We start from the raw sequence: 18,007 nt of genomic DNA, 5'->3' as shown, positions 1-18,007 counted from the left end.
GATTAATTTTGTGTTCATCTTAACACTTCAGTCTATGGTACAAGATTTAGATGCCGAGCAACTATTGACAACTTTTCGCTCCAAACTTGACGATTATCAAGTCCTTGACAATCTAAACTTTCTACCCGAAGAAAGTAATGATCGCCTGCATAGCTATCAATTAACCTATTGGGATACTAACAACACCCTTAAAACCTTGCTAGTAGAAGTTGACCAAATAAAACAAAAGATATCTTTTGGACCTTGGGGCACCTGTGCTATGGAAACAGTGAAGTTTTAAGTTTCCTATTTTCAAAATTCTCCTTGATTCTTTTCCGCTTAAAAACGAAAAAGAAAAAAGGCACATCCCTAAGAATGCGCCTTCAGTAAAAAATTCCCTAAATGCAATTAACTAATAGCATGTCAAAAATAAGCCATGCCATAAAATATCTTTTACGGATACCCGTAATATGAGTGTTTTTATTTTAAATTAAGCCTAAGTCCTTCACTATAGACACCAAATGAATGGCATTGTTGGCATTAAATTGAAGACGAAGTCTATTGAGTCTTTTTTCAATAGAACTCAAACTATTTGGATACATTTTGGCTTCTTTTAAAAACTTACTGATTTGATCCTGCGAATACCCCAAGGACAACTGCCGCATCAACTCAATATCGAAATCTTCAATCTCCATTTCTGATTTTTGACTTAAGGCATGCGAAATCTCTTGGGAAAGGAATTGCCCTCCGTTAACAACCTTGTTCAAGGCCTGCTGCAACTCCAGTAAACCTCTGCGCCCTTTACATACATAGGCATCAATACCATATTCCAGCAACAGCCTTACTGTTTGCAACCTGTCTTCTATGGAATAGACAATAATTTTTAGTTCTGGAAAATCCTGATGAATGGCCTTCACCAAACTTTCCCCCGAAGTAAACTCCTGCTCCCTATGGTCTGCCTTAAAAGACAAATCGGTGATCAACAATTCAAAGGGCTCACCATCCATTTTGGCCTTTTTAAGTTTTAGATACGCCTCATCACAATATTGGGCTTGAACTACGGTAGAAACCTTTAAAGTTTGCAATACCGAGGCCACCCCTTGATTGATACTTCCTAAATCGTCGACTATTAATACTTTGCTGAACATAGTTTCAAATTCTTATCAACGCCTTAAATCCAGCGCCATTATCAGTTTCAAAGGTAATGGAACCTTTAATGGATTTGATACGGTTTTCCGTATTTTGAAGTCCATTTTTCTTACAGAGCTCTGTTCCAACCCCATTATCGGTATATTGAATTTGAAATCGCTTTCCATTTTGTTTGAATTTTAAAACTACATACGTAGCCTTACTGTGCTTTCGCATATTCACCATCAATTCCTGCAATACCCTATAAATAGTAGCCTTTTGTAAATTTGAAAATAACTTCCATTCCACCTTGGAAATATTTTGCACAAGCACCCTAACATCTTCTGTATGGAAGCCTTTCAACAATTCCATCAAGGTTTCACCAAAATTACTTCCCACATCAATTTCACTATTTTCCTTAGAAATATCCCGTGTTTTCCGATAAACAGCTTCCAGGTGGTCCAACACCTCTTCAGTTTCTTTACTGGACTGTAATTTGGTCATGATTTGATACACATCATTGGCCACCTCATCGTGTACTTTTTTGGAAATACGCGTTTCAGTTTCAAATACTTTTTGAAGCTTCTCTTTATTATGCTTTATTCTTCCTACGAAATAAACAGCTATAAACACCAATACAACCAACACCAGCAACATAAAGAGTTTTTGGCGTTTAAACTCACTTTCCTCAAACAAACGTTGCTGCTCACTGAACTGATACCTATAATATTCAAAATTATCCTTGGCATTTCTTCTGGCCTTTTCCAAACTATCCTTCAGCTTTTTATACTGAACCACTTCCGGAGTACCGTTTAAAAGCATCAATGTAGACAAGGCACTTTCTAAATATTGTGGATTATTGAGAATTTTTGCCAAATCCAAAGCCTTATAACCATAATCCCTGGCAACTTCTTTATCCCCTATGTCCAAATAATAATCTGACAAGTGACTATAACTTGTGATGATTCCCGGAACATAATTGCTATTTTCCTTTATGGACAAGGCTTCCAATAAATTGGGGAGCGCTTCTGGCAAGTTTAGTTTGGATTGTGCCACCCCTAGATTGTCCAATACTCGCGCCTTCATCTTAAGGCTTAAATAAGGCGATTTATCATATGCTTCTTCAAAATACATCAAGGCCTTGGTGTATTCGTTTTTATCCAAATACAAATTCCCAATATTATTCAATAAGGTTGCTCTGCTACTCTCATCTTCAACCAATTCCAAGCTCTTATTGTAAAACTCCAAGGCCTTTGAAGGATTATCCAAACTTCGGTAAACGATTCCCAAATGGTTATAAATGCCAATTCTGTTTTCCTTTATTTTTTCAGAATCCTCCATCTGCCCCAACAACTCCAAGGCCTCCACGCTAGAAATTTCACTGTCCGACAGCAAGCCCATTTTTTTTTCGATACTTGCCAACAATCTTAAATCGAACACGGCTTTTTCAATGTCTTTTTTCTGAAGGCTCTGATTTTTGTGCTGCTTAAAAAAATTATAGGCTTTGGCCAATTGCGAATTCGATTCTGGGTGACCAACGACTTGGTAGTAATACGTCAAGCTATCAACTTTATGTTGTGCCCTAATATGCAGGGCCACCCCAAAAAGGCATATAAATAGAATATATACGGTTGGTTTCATGCCCCTAAAATAACAATAAAAAAAGCAGCTCAGCCTTTATTTCCCTCGGAAGAACAAAAAAAGACACGCCCAAAAAGGCATGTCTTAAATCAGGTTTGGTTGGTTATTTGTTCTCAAATAACTATTGGGAATACAATAGTAGGACTTTACTTTTAAAAACCTTTACGGAATTCCGTAATGACACTCCTTTTTCCTGAATTCAATTATTCCAAGGGTCTTGCTTTAAACTCAATTTCCTACTCCAAATAATGTCCAAACTACAACTTCTATGAGGCCACTTCCTCTTTCATGAATTGTACTTCGTACAGGTTTTTGTAGTAGCCATCTGTTTTCTTGAGCAACTCTTTATGGGTTCCCTGCTCCACTATTTTCCCGGCATCCATCACCAAAATCATATCGGCTTTTTTAATGGTTGCCAATCTGTGAGCAATGACAATGGAAGTTCGACCTTTGGTGATTTTATCGGTAGCATCCTGAATCAATTGCTCGGAATGTGAATCGACCGAGGACGTTGCCTCATCCAACACCAATACACTTGGATTGGTAACATAGGCTCTTAAAAAGGAAATCAACTGACGTTGCCCTGAGGACAGCATGACACCTCGCTCCTTAACATTATATTGGTAACCGTTAGGCAAACTCATGATAAAATCATGAATCCCAATATTCTTGGCTGCAGTCTCTACCTCTTCCTGTGTAATGTTGGGATCGTTTAAAGTGATATTGTTAAAAATTGTATCGGCAAACAAAAACACATTTTGCAATACCACGGCAATCTGAGCCCTTAATGATTTAAGCGTCATATCCTTGATATCGATGCCGTCAATTAAAATATGTCCGCTTTTAATGTCATAAAAACGGTTCAACAAGTTGATAATGGTAGATTTTCCTGCACCGGTAGCCCCAACAATGGCCACAGTTTGCCCCGCTTTTACCTCAAACGACACCCCTTTTAACACTTCTTCATTTTCCACATAAGAAAAACGCACATCCTTAAAGGAAATATCTCCCCTAAAATGTTCAGCTTCCAAAGTGCCTGTATCATCAATTTGAGAGGTTGTATCCAACACCTTAAATACCCTATCGGCCGCCACCATCCCCATTTGTAAGGTATTGAACTTATTGGCGATCTGGTTCAAAGGTCTAAACAACATAGGAATCATCATGATAAAAGCTGTCAATTCCCCCAAAGAAGCGGTACTGTCTTTTATGACATGTAACCCTCCATACCAAACCACAAGTCCTAAAGTAATAGAGGATAAAAATTCCGCAACCGGAAAGAAAATAGAGTTATACCATACTGTTTTTAGCCAACCTTTTTTATGGCGTTCATTAATGGCCATAAAGTTTTTATACTCTATATCTTCACGGGTAAACAACTGTAAAATTTTCATTCCCGTAACACGTTCCTGAACAAAACTGTTTAGGTTGGACACTTCAGTTCTTACATCCTGAAAGGCCGCTTTCATATATTTTTGGAAAATCCTAGTTGCAAACAAAACAATTGGCAAAGTGGTAAAAACAATCAATGTCAACTTCCAGTTCATATAGAACATCATAGCTCCCACCGCGAGCATTTTTAATACATCACTAAAAATCATAAAGAGCCCCTCCCCGAAAATATCGGCAATACGCTCCATATCGGTTACGGCTCGTGTAATCAAGATACCTACTGAGGAATTATCAAAATACTTCATTTTGAAACTTAGCATATGTTTAAAAAGTTTCACCCGAATATCCTTGACTACAGATTGCCCCAACCAGCTAGCATAATAAATGAACAATAATTGGCAGACTACCTCTAAAACCAAAAGAACTACCATTAATATAATGTAGTTCAAAAAGCCTTCATATTCTTGTTGGGCTATTTTAGTATCTATGGCCAATTGTAGAATTTTTGGTCGCAATGCCCCAAAAACTGCCAAGCCAATAACAAAACACAAGGTGCCTACAAACACAAATTTGTAAGGCCCAATATATTTCATTAAGCGCTTGAACAAGCTGACATCAAAAACATTTCCTTTCTTGGACATAACTTACTTTATAGTTTTATTGATTTAGGATAGACCACTTCCGTAAGGTAAAGCCCGTGAGCAGGAACGGAAAAACCGGCTTCACTTCTACTTTTAGAAGCGATAATTTGATGTAGATCTTCCAAAGAAGTTTTTCCTAAGCCTATGTTCACCATAGTACCTACAATGGCTCTTACCATATTCCGTAAAAACCTGTCGGCGGTAATGATAAAGGTTAGTTCTCCATTGGCTTCCATCCACTTTGCATCCTTAATATCACAAATATATGTCTTTACATCTGTGTTGCTCTTCGAGAAGCACTGAAAGTCCTTATACTGTTTCAATATCTCACAGGCTTCATTCATCTTTTCCACATCTAAAGAAACGGTCATTAAATAAGCATAATCAAAAGAAAATACATTTTTTCGATTGGACACTTTATAGTGATAAGTCCTTCCGGTAGCATCAAAACGCGCATGCGCATCTTCCTTTACCCTAAAAATATCATGGATAGCGACATCTTTTGGTAGAAACGAATTCAGTCTGTACAACAAGTTAAGGTCCTCCACCTCTTTTTCAGTATCAAAATGGGCAAACATCTGTGAGGCATGCACCCCAGTATCCGTTCTCCCGGCTCCCACAATCGCTATGTCCTCCTGCAACAACATGGACAGTGTCTTTTCCAAAACTTCCTGTACCGAAATGGCGTTGGGTTGGTTTTGCCAACCATGGTAGGCCTTGCCGTTGTATGACAATTCAATAAAATATCTCAATCGAAAATCTTAATTTTGCTTATGAACCCACAAAGATAAAGTTATTCCCGCTAAGGCAGGAATCTAATATTTAAAAAAAAGGAACATCGGTTTCCCTGCACTCCAGTCATGACACGAATATTATTACTTTCAGACACCCATAGTTATATCGACAGCAAGATTCTAAAGTATGTCAAACAAGCTGATGAAGTATGGCATGCCGGCGACATTGGTGACTTAAAAGTAACAGATGCCATAAAGAAATTAAAACCACTGCGCGCCGTTTACGGAAATATTGATGACACTAAGGTTAGAACTGAATTTCCAGAACACAACCGTTTTATGTGTGAGGATATTGACGTATGGATTACACATATTGGCGGGTATCCCCCAAGGTACAACCCTAGGGTAAAACCTGATATTTACGAGAATCCACCAAGGTTATTCATCTGTGGGCACTCACATATCCTAAAGGTTATGCCTGATAAAAAATTGAATTTAATTCATATGAATCCAGGTGCAGTGGGTACTCATGGGTTCCATAAAGTAAGGACCATGTTGCGTTTTACCATCGATGGCTCCAAAATTGACAATTTGGAAGTCATCGAGTTCAAACGATAAGGGGCTTCAACATATCCAATAAAAAAACCCAGAACAAAGGTTCTGGGTTTTTTACGCACTAAAATAATTAAGATATAAGGTTTTATCGTAATCGATCTACAGATTTTACAAGATCTTCATCCTTTTTGATGGCTTTATTGGCTAAAACCAAAAATACGATAGAAAAGATAGGAAGAAGAATCCCAATACCTTTCTCAGAAACATCTGCTTCTCCAGATAAATTTAGAGATTGATATACAAATAATCCTAATAAAATAAAGTTCAATATGATGTTAAGTCGCCCCAATACAAATTGTGACTTCCTATTGTTATATCTAAATATCGACACCAAAGATAATATTGCTGACAATAAAAACAAACCTAAATACAATATATTGTCTTTTGCATAAAAAGGTGTCCCTTCGGAGGTAGTCCATAAATGGAATACAAAACTTAAACCGGCCGAAATACCAGTAGCAATCAATAAATAAACAGTTTGAATACGCTGTAACATCTATTTTTTCAAATTTAGCCACAAAACTAAGAGTTTCTTTTCAAAAGATATATCAAAATATAAAATAAAATTGTATTATTGCATAAGTAAGCTGCTAGCCAAAAGGTTTACAGCCTATTAAATCTTCAGATTTTTTTCTAGTTTTTCCCATTTATTTCAATTTCAGAAAACTTCGAATCAAATCAATTCAGTAAATATTACATTATTTTTTATTAATATACATGTTTGAAATTTCGCAATTAAAGGAAAAAAAGCTTTCCGAGTTACAGGAAATCGCTAAACAATTGGAAGTGCCTAAATTCCGCACCCTAAAAAAACTGGATTTGGTATATCAAATTTTGGACCACCAAGCGGCCAATCCAGATGCTGTAAAAAAGGAAATCATTACCCAAGCCAGCAGCACCCCAGCCCAAGCCGAAAAAAAAGAAACGGCCCAAACTCAAAAACCGCCGAGAAAAAAAAGAGAGCGTATAAAAAAGCCTGTTGGACAGAACAAAGAACAACAGAAAATGGAATTTGCAGAAGGAAAAAAAGATTCCACGCCTGCAGCTAAAGAGCAAAAACCTGCTGAAACCAACGCTCCCGCTACTCCTCCAGAACCAAAGAAAACCAACGAGAAAAACACCAAACAACGTCCTAAAGATTCTGACAAAAAACAACGCAACGACAACAAACAGAATACTCGCGACAATAAAAACGACCATCAAGGAAACAATGGTAACAAGGATACCAGAAACCGCTACCGTGAACCTGATTACGAATTCGATGCCATTATAAAAAGTGAAGGGGTCTTGGACATTATGCAAGATGGTTACGGCTTCCTTCGCTCTTCAGATTACAATTATTTATCTTCTCCTGATGATATTTATGTATCTCAATCTCAAATTAGATTATTTGGTTTAAAAACCGGAGATACCGTTTTAGGACATGTACGTCCGCCAAAAGAAGGAGAAAAATATTTCCCTTTGATTAAAGTAAGTAAAATCAATGGGCAAAAACCAGAAGTGGTAAGAGACCGTGTGTCTTTTGAACACTTAACACCTTTGTTCCCGCAGGAAAAATTCAACATTGCAGAAAAACAAGCCACTATTTCAACTAGAATTATGGATTTGTTCTCTCCTATCGGGAAGGGACAACGTGGAATGATTGTTTCGCAACCAAAAACTGGTAAAACCATGCTTCTTAAGGATGTTGCCAACGCTATTGCTGCTAACCACCCGGAAGTTTACCAAATGATTTTGCTAATTGACGAGCGCCCTGAAGAGGTAACCGACATGCAGCGAAACGTACGTGGTGAGGTTATTGCTTCTACATTTGACAAAGAAGCTCACGAACACGTAAAAATTGCCAACATTGTATTGGAAAAAGCTAAACGCCTTGTAGAATGTGGTCACGATGTGGTAATCCTTTTGGATTCCATCACAAGGTTGGCTAGAGCCTACAACACTGTTCAACCTGCCTCTGGAAAAATATTAAGTGGTGGTGTTGACGCCAATGCGCTTCACAAACCAAAACGTTTCTTTGGTGCTGCACGTAATATAGAAAATGGAGGTTCTCTTACTATCATTGCAACAGCCCTGACCGAGACTGGTTCTAAAATGGACGAAGTAATCTTCGAAGAATTTAAGGGAACAGGTAATATGGAACTTCAGTTGGATAGAAAAATTTCTAACCGTAGAATTTTCCCTGCTATCGATCTTACCTCTTCAAGTACACGTAGAGACGACTTGTTGTTGGACGACAATACCATTCAAAGAATGTGGGTAATGAGAAAGTATCTTGCCGATATGAACCCTGTAGAAGCTATGGAGTTTATTAACGATCGTTTTAAACAAACCAGAAACAACGAAGAGTTCCTAATTTCCATGAATGGATAGCAAATTGAACATTTAAACATTGTATATCAAATAACCCCATAGCATTGTTTATGGGGTTATTTTATTTTACCCAATAAATTCTGCTCCATTGTGCGTATATTAGCGAATAGTAATTATTACAAACATGCCCAACATTCCAAAAAGTGAATATTTCACAAAAGAACAAGAGCTCACGGCAAGATTTGCCAAGGCCTTGGCACACCCCGTAAGAATTGCTATTTTAGACTTATTACATTCCCAAGCCTGCTGCTACCACGGCGATATGGCAGAAGAGCTTCCTATCGCCAAATCAACACTTTCTCAACACTTAAAGGAACTCAAAGAAGCGGGGCTTATTCAGGGAGACATCACTCCTCCAACCACAAAGTACTGTATTCACAAAGAAAATTTTGCCCACGCCAAATCTCTCCTTAACAAAATATTTGACTAAAGTTTTCTTTAAAAATATTGTTCGTGATATTACGAATTAAAAGATATGTTCGTATCTTTACGAATAGAATAATTCTTATAGAAAATGACACAGATAAAAGTCTTAGGTCCAGGTTGCGCCAAATGCAAAATCACCTACAATAATGTCATGGAAGCACTAAAGCAAACCCATCAAGATGCTCAGGTAGAAAAAATTGAAGACATTGAAACACTGTTAAAATACAATATAATGACCACACCAGCATTGGTGATTAACGGTGAGATTAAAGTTAAAGGCAGAGTGCCACAGACAAGTGAGATAGTAGAGATCTTGAAAAACTAATTATCTCTTACTAGAGGATAACAGGAAATAATTGACTTCCGTCCGGATAGAGAAGACTCCAAAACTTGATCTATGTTCAATTGGATACAACAGTTTGCGGATTGGCTTATTTATAGCGTTTTTGACTTAACACCAGAAACCCATTTGGCAAAAGCGCTCAATTTCTTTGTCTACGACAGCTTAAAAATATGGTTACTGCTATTTTTTATGGTGCTCCTAATGGGAATCGTGAATACCTACTTCCCTGTGGAGCGCCTTAAAAATTACCTAGCCAGAAAAAAACTATTTGGACTGGAATATGTCTTCGCTTCTTTTTTTGGTGCCATCACTCCATTTTGCTCCTGTTCTTCTGTGCCTTTGTTCATCGGGTTTGTACAGGGAGGGATTCCCTTAAGCGTTACCTTGGCCTTTCTCATCACTTCCCCACTGGTTAATGAGGTGGCCATAGCATTGTTTCTTGGTTTATTTGGCCTAAAAACCACTATCATTTATGTATTTTCAGGAATCTTATTGGGCTCCATTGGAGGCTGGGTATTAGGGAAATTCAACCTAGAGCCCTTGCTTACAGATTGGGTAAAAAAACTACTGGAAAGCAAACAACAACACCTCCAATACACAGAGGAAACTTCGAGTTTCAAACAACGTTTACCTAATATTACAAGAGATGCTTGGCAGATTGTAAAAAGTGTGAGTCCATATGTTATTTTAGGCATTGCCATTGGCGCAGTTATGCATGGCTATGTCCCTGAAAACTTTTTTGAACAGTATTTGGCAGGCTCACAATGGTGGACAGTCCCCTTGGCCGTAATACTCGCTGTACCCATGTATGCCAACGCTGCTGGAATTGTACCGGTCATACAAGTATTCGTTGCCAAAGGCATCCCGTTGGGCACTGCAATAGCCTTTATGATGGGCACTATTGGCCTCTCCATCCCCGAGGCTACATTGCTCAAAAAAGTGATGACCACAAAACTCATCACCATTTATTTTGGGGTGGTAACACTATTCATTGTAGTTTCAGGTTTTTTGTTCAATCTTCTGCTTTAAAACCGCCTACCAATTTTGATTCCTAATCAAATTGAGTCTTTTATCAACCTCTTTAATGAATGTGGATTATCCTTTAATCCTAGGAGTTTGTATTACTGCAAAGTATTTAAATTTGAAGCAAAAAAAAAGTCTCTCCATTAAGGAAAGACTTTCTTCTAATCTATCTTTTTCTTCTTCTTACAAAGAAGCTACATGCTTAGTTAAACTTGACTTCAAGTTAGCAGCTTTGTTAGAATGAATTACATTCTTCTTAGCTAACTTATCAATCATAGATACAACAGATGGCAAAAATTCCTGAGCCTCTTTAGCCACTTCCATTCCACGTAACTTTTTGATAGCATTACGAGTAGTCTTGTGCTGATATCTGTTAGTTAAACGCTTAGCTTCGTTACTTCTTATTCTTTTTAATGCTGACTTATGATTTGCCATTTTCTTTCTATATTAAAAAATTGTAGCCCGTAGGGGAATCGAACCCCTCTTACCAGGATGAAAACCTGGCGTCCTAGCCGATAGACGAACGGGCCATTAATGTTTCGTTTTCGAGAGCGCAAATGTAAAACATATTTATTACACTTACAACAACTCTCAGTAAATTAATGTACTTTCTTTGTAGCCCGTAGGGGAATCGAACCCCTCTTACCAGGATGAAAACCTGGCGTCCTAGCCGATAGACGAACGGGCCATTGTATTTATTGAATCTGTAAAAACTTTACATTTCAACTTTGCAATACGTTTCAAATAACGAGCAATTTCTCAATTGCGGTTGCAAAAATACAACTATTTTTAAATGCTGCAATACCTAATTCAACTTTTTTGAAAAAAAATTTCCTAGTAGGCTTTTGCAAACAATACTCTCCCTTTTGAAGGCTTACCAGAATATACACAAACACCTTCCTCCTCTTCCCTATCCAATGGAATACAACGAATGGTAGCTTTTGTCAATTCTTTGATTTGCTGTTCTGTTTCAGGGGTTCCATCCCAATGCGCGGATATAAAGCCGGTTTTGTTTTCCAATACATCCTTAAACTCTTCAAACGAATCTACCTTTGTGATATGGGTATTTCTAAAGTCTAGCGCTTTATTAAATAAAGAATTCTGGATTTCTGTCATCAAACTTTCTACAACCGCTACCAAATCATCCATGGCTACAGATTGCTTGGAAAGTGTATCTCTTCTAGCTAATTCAACCGTTTTATTTTCTAAATCCTTTGGGCCTATCGCAATGCGCAAAGGTACTCCTTGTAACTCGTATTGTGCAAATTTGGCTCCTGGACGATGTGTGGTTCTATCATCGTATTTACAACTAATACCAATTTTCCGCAATTGCTCCATAATAGAGTGTGCCTTTGCCGAAACAGCTTCCAGTTGTTCTTCACTTTTATATATAGGAACAATTACCACTTGTATTGGCGCTAAGTTTGGAGGCAAAACCAATCCGTTATCATCACTGTGCGTCATGATCAATGCTCCCATAAGCCTTGTGGAAACCCCCCAAGAAGTTGCCCAAACATGATCCAATTTCCCTTCTTTATTGGTAAACTTCACATCAAATGCCTTGGCGAAATTTTGCCCTAGGAAATGGGAAGTTCCCGCTTGAAGCGCTTTTCCATCTTGCATTAAGGCTTCTATACAGTAAGTCTCAACCGCACCAGCAAAACGCTCACTTTCTGTTTTCACGCCTTCTATAACCGGAATAGCCATAAAGTTTTCTGCAAAATTGGCATAGATTTTATTCATCTGCTCTGTTTCTGCCAATGCTTCTTCCTTGGTTGCATGGGCTGTATGCCCTTCTTGCCATAAAAACTCCGCAGTTCTCAAAAACAATCTGGTACGCATTTCCCAGCGTACTACGTTAGCCCATTGATTGATCAAAATTGGTAAGTCCCTATAACTTTGAATCCAACCTCTATAGGTATTCCAAATAATGGCTTCACTTGTCGGTCTTACTACTAATTCTTCTTCAAGTCTAGCTTCGGGGTCTACTCTTAATTTACCCGCATTGTCAGGGTCATTCTGTAGCCTGTAATGGGTTACTACAGCACATTCCTTAGCAAATCCTTCTGCATTTTTTTCTTCCGCCTCAAACAAACTTTTCGGAACAAAAAGCGGAAAATATGCATTTTGATGTCCTGTTTCCTTGAACATTCTGTCCAACTCGGCCTGCATTTTTTCCCAAATTGCGTATCCATATGGCTTAATTACCATACATCCTCTAACGGCTGAATTCTCAGCCATATCAGCCTTTACAACCAATTCATTATACCATTTTGAATAGTCTTCGGCTCTGCTCGTAAGATTTTTGCTCATCGTAAGTGTTTTGGCACAAAAATTGCGCTTATGTTAAATACAAGAATAGTTCGGCAAAACTAACTATTTTTGTAATGTTCAACAATAAAATTAAAGAGATATGCACTTTAATAGCTACGTAAAATCAAAATTGCCATTATTTGTTGTACTGGGTTTTGTATTCCTGTTAGCTTCTTGCGGTTCCTACCAATATGCAGGTTATGATAACGATGGTATATATAACTCAAATGGTGTTGTTTATGAAGATGCCCCTCGAGTAGAAACTTCGGCAAACAATAGCGGCTACTACAAAGCCTATTTTACAGAAAAATCACAACAATATGAAGAAATTCCTCAATCTGAAGAGATCATCTTTACTGATATTGAATCTTATGAAGGGAATTATTACACTGAGCAAGACTCCACTCAAGTAGCAGATCCTTATCAAGGATATGCCGGATGGGGAGACAATAGTACTGAAGTTTCCATTAACTATTACAACAATTTTGGCTATGGCTTTTGGGGCTATAACTATTGGGGATACAATCCTTATTCTTGGAGAGCATGGAATTATTACCCTTATTGGAATATTGGGTGGAATTACGGCTGGGGATGGGGCTGTAATATTTTATATCCTCCAGGCTATTACGGAGGCTATTACGGAGGTTACTACGGCTACCCATATTACGCATACCCGAACTATAGAAGACCTTATGCATCTTACAATGCCGGAAGACGAGGATATCCTACTTACAATAACAATATAGGAGGAAGAGTTGCGGTTAATCGCAGTAGACAAAATTCTACTTTAACCAGAGATTATAGGTCCTCTGTTAGAAGAAGTACCAATACACTAACTAGGTCAAGTAATAGGTCATCCACACTGCAAAATAACAGGTCTTCAAACACGGTTAGAAGCAATAATTCAAATTTTTCACGAAGAACCAATAATTCAAATGTAAGAACAAGGAACTATTCTACTCCGAGTAGAAGCAGTACTCCTAGTATGCGCAGTGGTGGTTCTTCAAGAAGTTCTTCCATGGGAACAAGAGGTGGAGGGTCGCGTTCTTCTTCAGGTAGAAGACGCTAAATGCTAGCCTCAATCAATTTATAACCCAATAACCAATTTGTATGAAAAAGTTAAGTTTCCTTATAGTGGGTGTACTTTCCATGTCCCAACTTATAGCTCAGGACATTTCCGATGCTCTGAGGTATTCATCCGAAGATATTCTAGGTACAGCTAGATTTAGATCTATGTCCGGAGCTTTTGGAGCTTTGGGGGGAGACCTTTCAGCTATCAGTATCAACCCTGCTGGTTCATCTGTTTTTACACGTAGCCATGCTACGTTTTCCCTGTCTGTCCAAACCATCAATAACGATGTAAACTACTTTGGAGGCCACAGATCTTCTTCTGAGTCTAAATTTGATTTAAACCAAATTGGAGGCGCATTTGTGTTTACCAATTCCAATAGTAATTCTTCATGGAAAAAATTTGTACTAGGAGTGAACTATGATAAGGTATCCAATTTTGAAAATGATTGGACTGCTTCTGGCACCAACCCCAACAACTCCATTGCTTCTTACTTTACTGGCTATGCCCAAGGCTTGAGACTAGATGAAATCTCCGCTTTTCCTGGAGAATCCTACTCCGAAGCCTATTCTGCCATTGGCTCGGCCTATGGCTACAATAATCAACAAGCCTTCTTGGGTTACGAATCCTATATCATCGACCCTGAGGATGACTTAGACAACAATACAGCCTATATATCCAATATTGCACCTGGATCTTACAAACAACATTATTATTATACTGCCAGGGGTTACAACGGCAAATTGGCCTTTAATATGTCTTCTCAATTTAAGGACAAGCTATATTTAGGCCTTAATTTGAATACCCATTTCATTAATTATGAACGCTACACCTATTTAAATGAATCCAATAATAATACGGGATCATTGGTCCAAGAAGTAGGATTTGAAAATGGACTTTATACCATTGGAACAGGATTTTCTTTCCAACTTGGTGCTATAGGCAAATTAACCGAATCCCTTAGATTGGGACTCACTTATACCTCTCCTACCTGGTATACAATTGCCGAAGAAACGACACAATATTTAGAAACCTACAGAACAGAAGGCGGACAGGAAATTGCTCAAATCATCAATCCAAATATCATTAATATTTTCCCTGATTACAGATTGCAAACCCCTGGCAAATTCACTGGGAGTTTAGCTTATGTTTTTGGCGATAGAGGATTGTTGAGTTTTGATTATTCCATAAAGGATTATTCTAATACCAAATTTAGACCCAAAACCGATGCGTATTTTTCTAGCCAAAATTCATTGATTAGAAACACGCTTTCCACAACTTCAAGTTACAGATTTGGTGGTGAATATCGTATACAACGCGTTAGTTTGAGAGCTGGTTATAGATTCGAAGAAAGCCCATATAAAAACAACGACTTATATGGTGACCTAAACGGTTATTCCTTCGGAATTGGTTATAATTTTGGAAACTTCAAATTAGACGCAGCCTTTGATCAATCAAAACAAGACATCAACTACCAGCTTTATAATGTTGGCCTTACGGATAGTGCTTTAATCGATTCAAAAGTCAGCAATTTTGTTATCACTTTAGGTTTTAATATTTAAGACATGCCAAACCCCCATTGTATATAAGTGCAATGGGGGTTTAAATTCTCTTTTATTCTTCCTCAATACCACAAGTTTTCATTCCCTATTCCTCTTTTGATAGGCCAGCTGTATGCAGTTTGAACCAATTTATTTAGTATAGTTCTAGATCACATCCATTACGGCATCCTCCCCCAAAGTGGCAAATTCCAATTTTGGCAATTCTAGACTATAAAACCTCCTATTTTAAATCCGAAATCGCATAAAAAAAAACATCCTTAGTAGCACCCCTACTTATTTTAATAATCATACCTACAAAAAATCCCGAACTGAATAGTTCGGGATTTTTTGAATTGTCAAGTTTATTTTAAGATTCTAGCGCTTCAGTGTAAAGTGAGCCCTAAACTCTTTGCTCTGTCCAGTTGACGGCTCAGTATACTCCACAACAAACCAGTAGTCGCTGCTCGGCATCTCGGCACCGTTGTAGGTTCCATCCCATCCTTCACCAGATGGCGAGATCTGCTTCAATAGCTTTCCTTGCCTGTCAAAGATAAAGATCCTCGTCGCCGACTGGTCACTGAACCCAACAATATTCCAAGTATCGTTGTAACCGTCACCATTAGGAGTAATGTATAATGGGTAATCCATCACCGTTACCCTAGTACTAGCCTCTCCACAGCCCAAAATATCACGGGCCGTTACCACATGCTCTCCCCATGGCACGTCCTCGAACACACCGCTATCCTGCCATGGTCCATCGTCAAGGCTGTACTCATAGCTGCTGTCACCGTTGGCCGTGGCCACCACGATGTGGTTGTCAGCAAAAGCCTCGGTCACCACCTCTGCAACGATTGTCGGCGGTGCACTCTCGATCACCTCCGTGGTGTCCGTGCGCTCGCACATGGTCACCGTAGAGGTCGACACGTCGATTACCGTTACACTGTAGATTCCTGCCTGCGTTGGCTCATAGCTGCCTCCGGTAGCCCCCGAGATCTCCTGGCCGTTGAAGTACCAGATGAAGAGATAGTCAGGCTCGGTAAGCCCCGTCTCCAGTACCGGTGGGTCTATCGCCTCGGTGCCGTTGGTATCCAAACACAGCACATAACTGTCATATAGGTCGAACACCGGCTGTGGGTTCACCTGAAGGGTCAGCTCCGCAACCGCGTAGCAGATCGAGTCCGGTGTGGTATCGTTGTCCACACGGGCATAGATCACCTGTGGGTTCGTTACGTTCTCATAAAGGGTCGGCAATGGGCTTGTCCCCGCTTCGGCATCCGCCTCGCTGGCATAGTAGCTCACCGTATAGTTTGCTGGGTCCTGTCCGTCCAACAGCTCCGCATCCATCACAGACAGGTCGAACTGTACGCTGTCGTTGGTCGGGTCTCCGTCCACTTCCATATTGTCGTCGCAAAGCTCATAGAGGATGGCCTCCATATCAGGGTTGGCCTCCGCCGCTTCCTGTACCTCCACATAGAAGCTCTGGGTACTGATCGAACAGCCTGTCTCAAGATTGGTGATCGCCACAAAGATCTGCTGTGGGTTCACCGTATTGGTGAACGGGATCACAAGGTCGTTGTCCCCGTTGTCCGCATCCACCTGCGATACGTGGTAGCTCACCCCGTAGAGCGAAGGGTCCTGTCCATTAAGCACCTCCTCGTCCTTCTCCGAAAGGTCGAAGGCATAGGCCCCATCGGTATTGTTCTCACAGGCCACGATGTCCGTTACGGCAACCGCCTCCGGAAGTGGGTTCACCAAAATTTCAAAGGTCACGATCGTATAGCAGTCCGTGATGTCGTTGGCAACGCGCACATAGATGGTCTGTGGGCTGGAAATGTTCCCGTAGGCCGTTGGGTCAATGATCGCCCCGGTCCCCTGTTCGGCATCGAAAAGGCTCTCGTGGTAGCTGGCAGATACCCCTGCTTCACCGTTGATGATATAGGTCTCGTTCTCCGTTAGGTCGAACAGCTCCACCTCGTCACCCGTGTTCTCGTCGTCGCACAGTTCGATATCCGATGGGTCCTGGCTGGGCGTTGGGTTCGGCAGTACGCGGATGGTAAGGGTCGTCTGGTCCGTACAGCCCGTGTCCGTATCGGTCACCACCACATATAGGGTCTGCGGGTTGGCTGCTATTCCATTTACCGAGGTATTGGTATAGGCCGTTGGGTCGGGGATCGCATTGGTCCCCGAATCGGCATCCGCCTGGGTCTCGTAGTAGCTCACGCTCCAGCTGCCCTCGTTGCCCGTGATCTCCCCGTCCTTAACGGTAAGGTCGAACACCGTCAGCTCATCGGCCACCTCGTCGTCGCACAATTGCAGCGGCGTTGGCTGTACCGCTACCGGCGGCAGTTCCACGCGGATCTCGAACTCGCCAGTGCTCACACAGCCGTTGTCTAGGCTCTCTACCCTTACATATACGGTCTGTGGGTTGGTCTGGTTCACATAGCCCCATGGATTGGCGATCGGTGCCGCCCCGGACTCCGCATCCGCCATGGTAAGGTGGTAGCTAAGGTCGAACTGCGCCGGGTCCTGTGCCCCGAGGATCTCCGCATCCATACCGGTAAGGTCGAAGCTCGCATAGCCGTCCGCATTGGTATCGCAGATCACATAGTCCTCGATGGCCGTCGGCACTACCGGCGATGGCAGCACGTTCAGCTGTAGGCCAACCACGCTGTGGCAGCCCGTGAGCATGTTCTCCGCCCTGGCATATACCACTTGGGCATTGGCCACGATATTGTCGTAGGGGCTCAAGAGCTCGTTGTCACCGCTCTCGGCGTCCCCCTGGGTCTCAT

16 protein-coding genes and 2 tRNA genes are annotated in these 18,007 nt (G+C 40.4%); 8 read left to right on the top strand and 10 right to left on the bottom strand.

Translation table 11 applies throughout. From position 1 onward, the window contains the following. Positions 1 to 34 precede the first annotated feature (34 nt). Positions 35 to 280, top strand: a complete 246-nt coding sequence (locus ZA05_RS13045; protein WP_053992129.1) for a hypothetical protein — start codon at positions 35 to 37, stop codon at positions 278 to 280. Between the two features lie 184 nt (positions 281 to 464). Here ZA05_RS13045 and ZA05_RS13040 read toward each other — a convergent pair whose 3' ends face one another. From ZA05_RS13040 to truA, 4 genes are all read right to left on the bottom strand, one after another. Continuing rightward, positions 465 to 1,127 carry a response regulator gene (locus ZA05_RS13040; protein WP_053992128.1) on the bottom strand — a complete coding sequence of 221 codons (663 nt, stop codon included), beginning with the start codon at positions 1,125 to 1,127 and terminating at the stop codon, positions 465 to 467. A gap of 4 nt (positions 1,128 to 1,131) precedes the next feature. Further along, the gene (locus ZA05_RS13035; RefSeq protein WP_053992127.1) at positions 1,132 to 2,748 is read right to left on the bottom strand and encodes a tetratricopeptide repeat-containing sensor histidine kinase; all 1,617 of its coding nucleotides are present in this window, start codon (positions 2,746 to 2,748) and stop codon (positions 1,132 to 1,134) included. A gap of 266 nt (positions 2,749 to 3,014) precedes the next feature. Beyond that, positions 3,015 to 4,781, bottom strand: a complete 1,767-nt coding sequence (locus ZA05_RS13030) for an ABC transporter ATP-binding protein (protein WP_053992126.1) — start codon at positions 4,779 to 4,781, stop codon at positions 3,015 to 3,017. An 8-nt stretch (positions 4,782 to 4,789) separates the two neighbouring features. Next, positions 4,790 to 5,533, bottom strand: a complete 744-nt coding sequence (truA, locus tag ZA05_RS13025; protein ID WP_053992125.1) for a tRNA pseudouridine(38-40) synthase TruA — start codon at positions 5,531 to 5,533, stop codon at positions 4,790 to 4,792. Positions 5,534 to 5,641: 108 nt separating this feature from the next. Between truA and ZA05_RS13020 the strand changes: the two genes are divergently transcribed. Then, positions 5,642 to 6,133 carry a metallophosphoesterase gene (locus ZA05_RS13020; protein ID WP_053992124.1) on the top strand — a complete coding sequence of 164 codons (492 nt, stop codon included), beginning with the start codon at positions 5,642 to 5,644 and terminating at the stop codon, positions 6,131 to 6,133. 82 nt (positions 6,134 to 6,215) lie between these two features. Here ZA05_RS13020 and ZA05_RS13015 read toward each other — a convergent pair whose 3' ends face one another. Then, positions 6,216 to 6,626: a DUF4293 domain-containing protein gene (locus ZA05_RS13015; RefSeq protein ID WP_053992123.1), complete on the bottom strand. Its 411-nt coding sequence runs from the start codon at positions 6,624 to 6,626 to the stop codon at positions 6,216 to 6,218. Positions 6,627 to 6,847: 221 nt separating this feature from the next. On the opposite strand from ZA05_RS13015, the gene rho reads away from it, so the two are divergent. From rho to ZA05_RS12995, 4 genes are all read left to right on the top strand, one after another. Then, a complete protein-coding gene (gene rho, locus ZA05_RS13010; RefSeq protein ID WP_053992122.1) occupies positions 6,848 to 8,503 on the top strand; it encodes a transcription termination factor Rho in 1,656 nt (551 codons plus the stop codon). 124 nt (positions 8,504 to 8,627) lie between these two features. Further along, positions 8,628 to 8,933 (top strand): helix-turn-helix transcriptional regulator, encoded by a 306-nt coding sequence (locus tag ZA05_RS13005; RefSeq protein WP_157514709.1) that lies wholly within the window; start codon positions 8,628 to 8,630, stop codon positions 8,931 to 8,933. 84 nt (positions 8,934 to 9,017) lie between these two features. Beyond that, a complete protein-coding gene (locus ZA05_RS13000; RefSeq protein WP_053992121.1) occupies positions 9,018 to 9,254 on the top strand; it encodes a thioredoxin family protein in 237 nt (78 codons plus the stop codon). 72 nt (positions 9,255 to 9,326) lie between these two features. Then, positions 9,327 to 10,301: a permease gene (locus ZA05_RS12995; RefSeq protein ID WP_053992120.1), complete on the top strand. Its 975-nt coding sequence runs from the start codon at positions 9,327 to 9,329 to the stop codon at positions 10,299 to 10,301. 177 nt (positions 10,302 to 10,478) lie between these two features. Here ZA05_RS12995 and rpsT read toward each other — a convergent pair whose 3' ends face one another. The 4 genes from rpsT to proS all read right to left on the bottom strand — a co-directional run bounded on the left by rpsT (position 10,479) and on the right by proS (position 12,608). After that, on the bottom strand, positions 10,479 to 10,730 hold the full coding sequence (gene rpsT, locus ZA05_RS12990) for a 30S ribosomal protein S20 (protein ID WP_053975676.1): 252 nt from the start codon (positions 10,728 to 10,730) through the stop codon (positions 10,479 to 10,481). Between the two features lie 23 nt (positions 10,731 to 10,753). Further along, positions 10,754 to 10,825 (bottom strand) — tRNA-Glu (locus ZA05_RS12985). 86 nt (positions 10,826 to 10,911) lie between these two features. Further along, a tRNA-Glu gene (locus tag ZA05_RS12980) sits at positions 10,912 to 10,983 on the bottom strand. A 146-nt stretch (positions 10,984 to 11,129) separates the two neighbouring features. Next, entirely contained in the window at positions 11,130 to 12,608 is a 1,479-nt protein-coding gene (proS, locus tag ZA05_RS12975; RefSeq protein WP_053992119.1) for a proline--tRNA ligase, read from the bottom strand. 100 nt (positions 12,609 to 12,708) lie between these two features. Here proS and ZA05_RS12970 point away from each other — a divergent pair, with 100 nt between their 5' ends. After that, positions 12,709 to 13,677, top strand: coding sequence for a hypothetical protein (locus tag ZA05_RS12970; protein WP_053992118.1), 969 nt, complete (start codon positions 12,709 to 12,711; stop codon positions 13,675 to 13,677). Positions 13,678 to 13,718: 41 nt separating this feature from the next. After that, positions 13,719 to 15,239, top strand: a complete 1,521-nt coding sequence (locus ZA05_RS12965; RefSeq protein WP_053992117.1) for an OmpP1/FadL family transporter — start codon at positions 13,719 to 13,721, stop codon at positions 15,237 to 15,239. A gap of 354 nt (positions 15,240 to 15,593) precedes the next feature. On the opposite strand, the gene ZA05_RS12960 is transcribed toward ZA05_RS12965, so the two are convergent. Beyond that, positions 15,594 to 18,007 (bottom strand): T9SS type B sorting domain-containing protein (locus tag ZA05_RS12960; RefSeq protein ID WP_053992116.1); only part of this gene is annotated, 2,414 nt, incomplete at its 5' end.

The organism is Mangrovimonas sp. TPBH4 (genome assembly GCF_001280505.1).
Classification (GTDB): domain Bacteria; phylum Bacteroidota; class Bacteroidia; order Flavobacteriales; family Flavobacteriaceae; genus Mangrovimonas_A.
The sequence above is the reverse complement of the archived record's forward strand: the minus strand, read 5'-3'. Positions and strand labels throughout refer to the sequence as shown.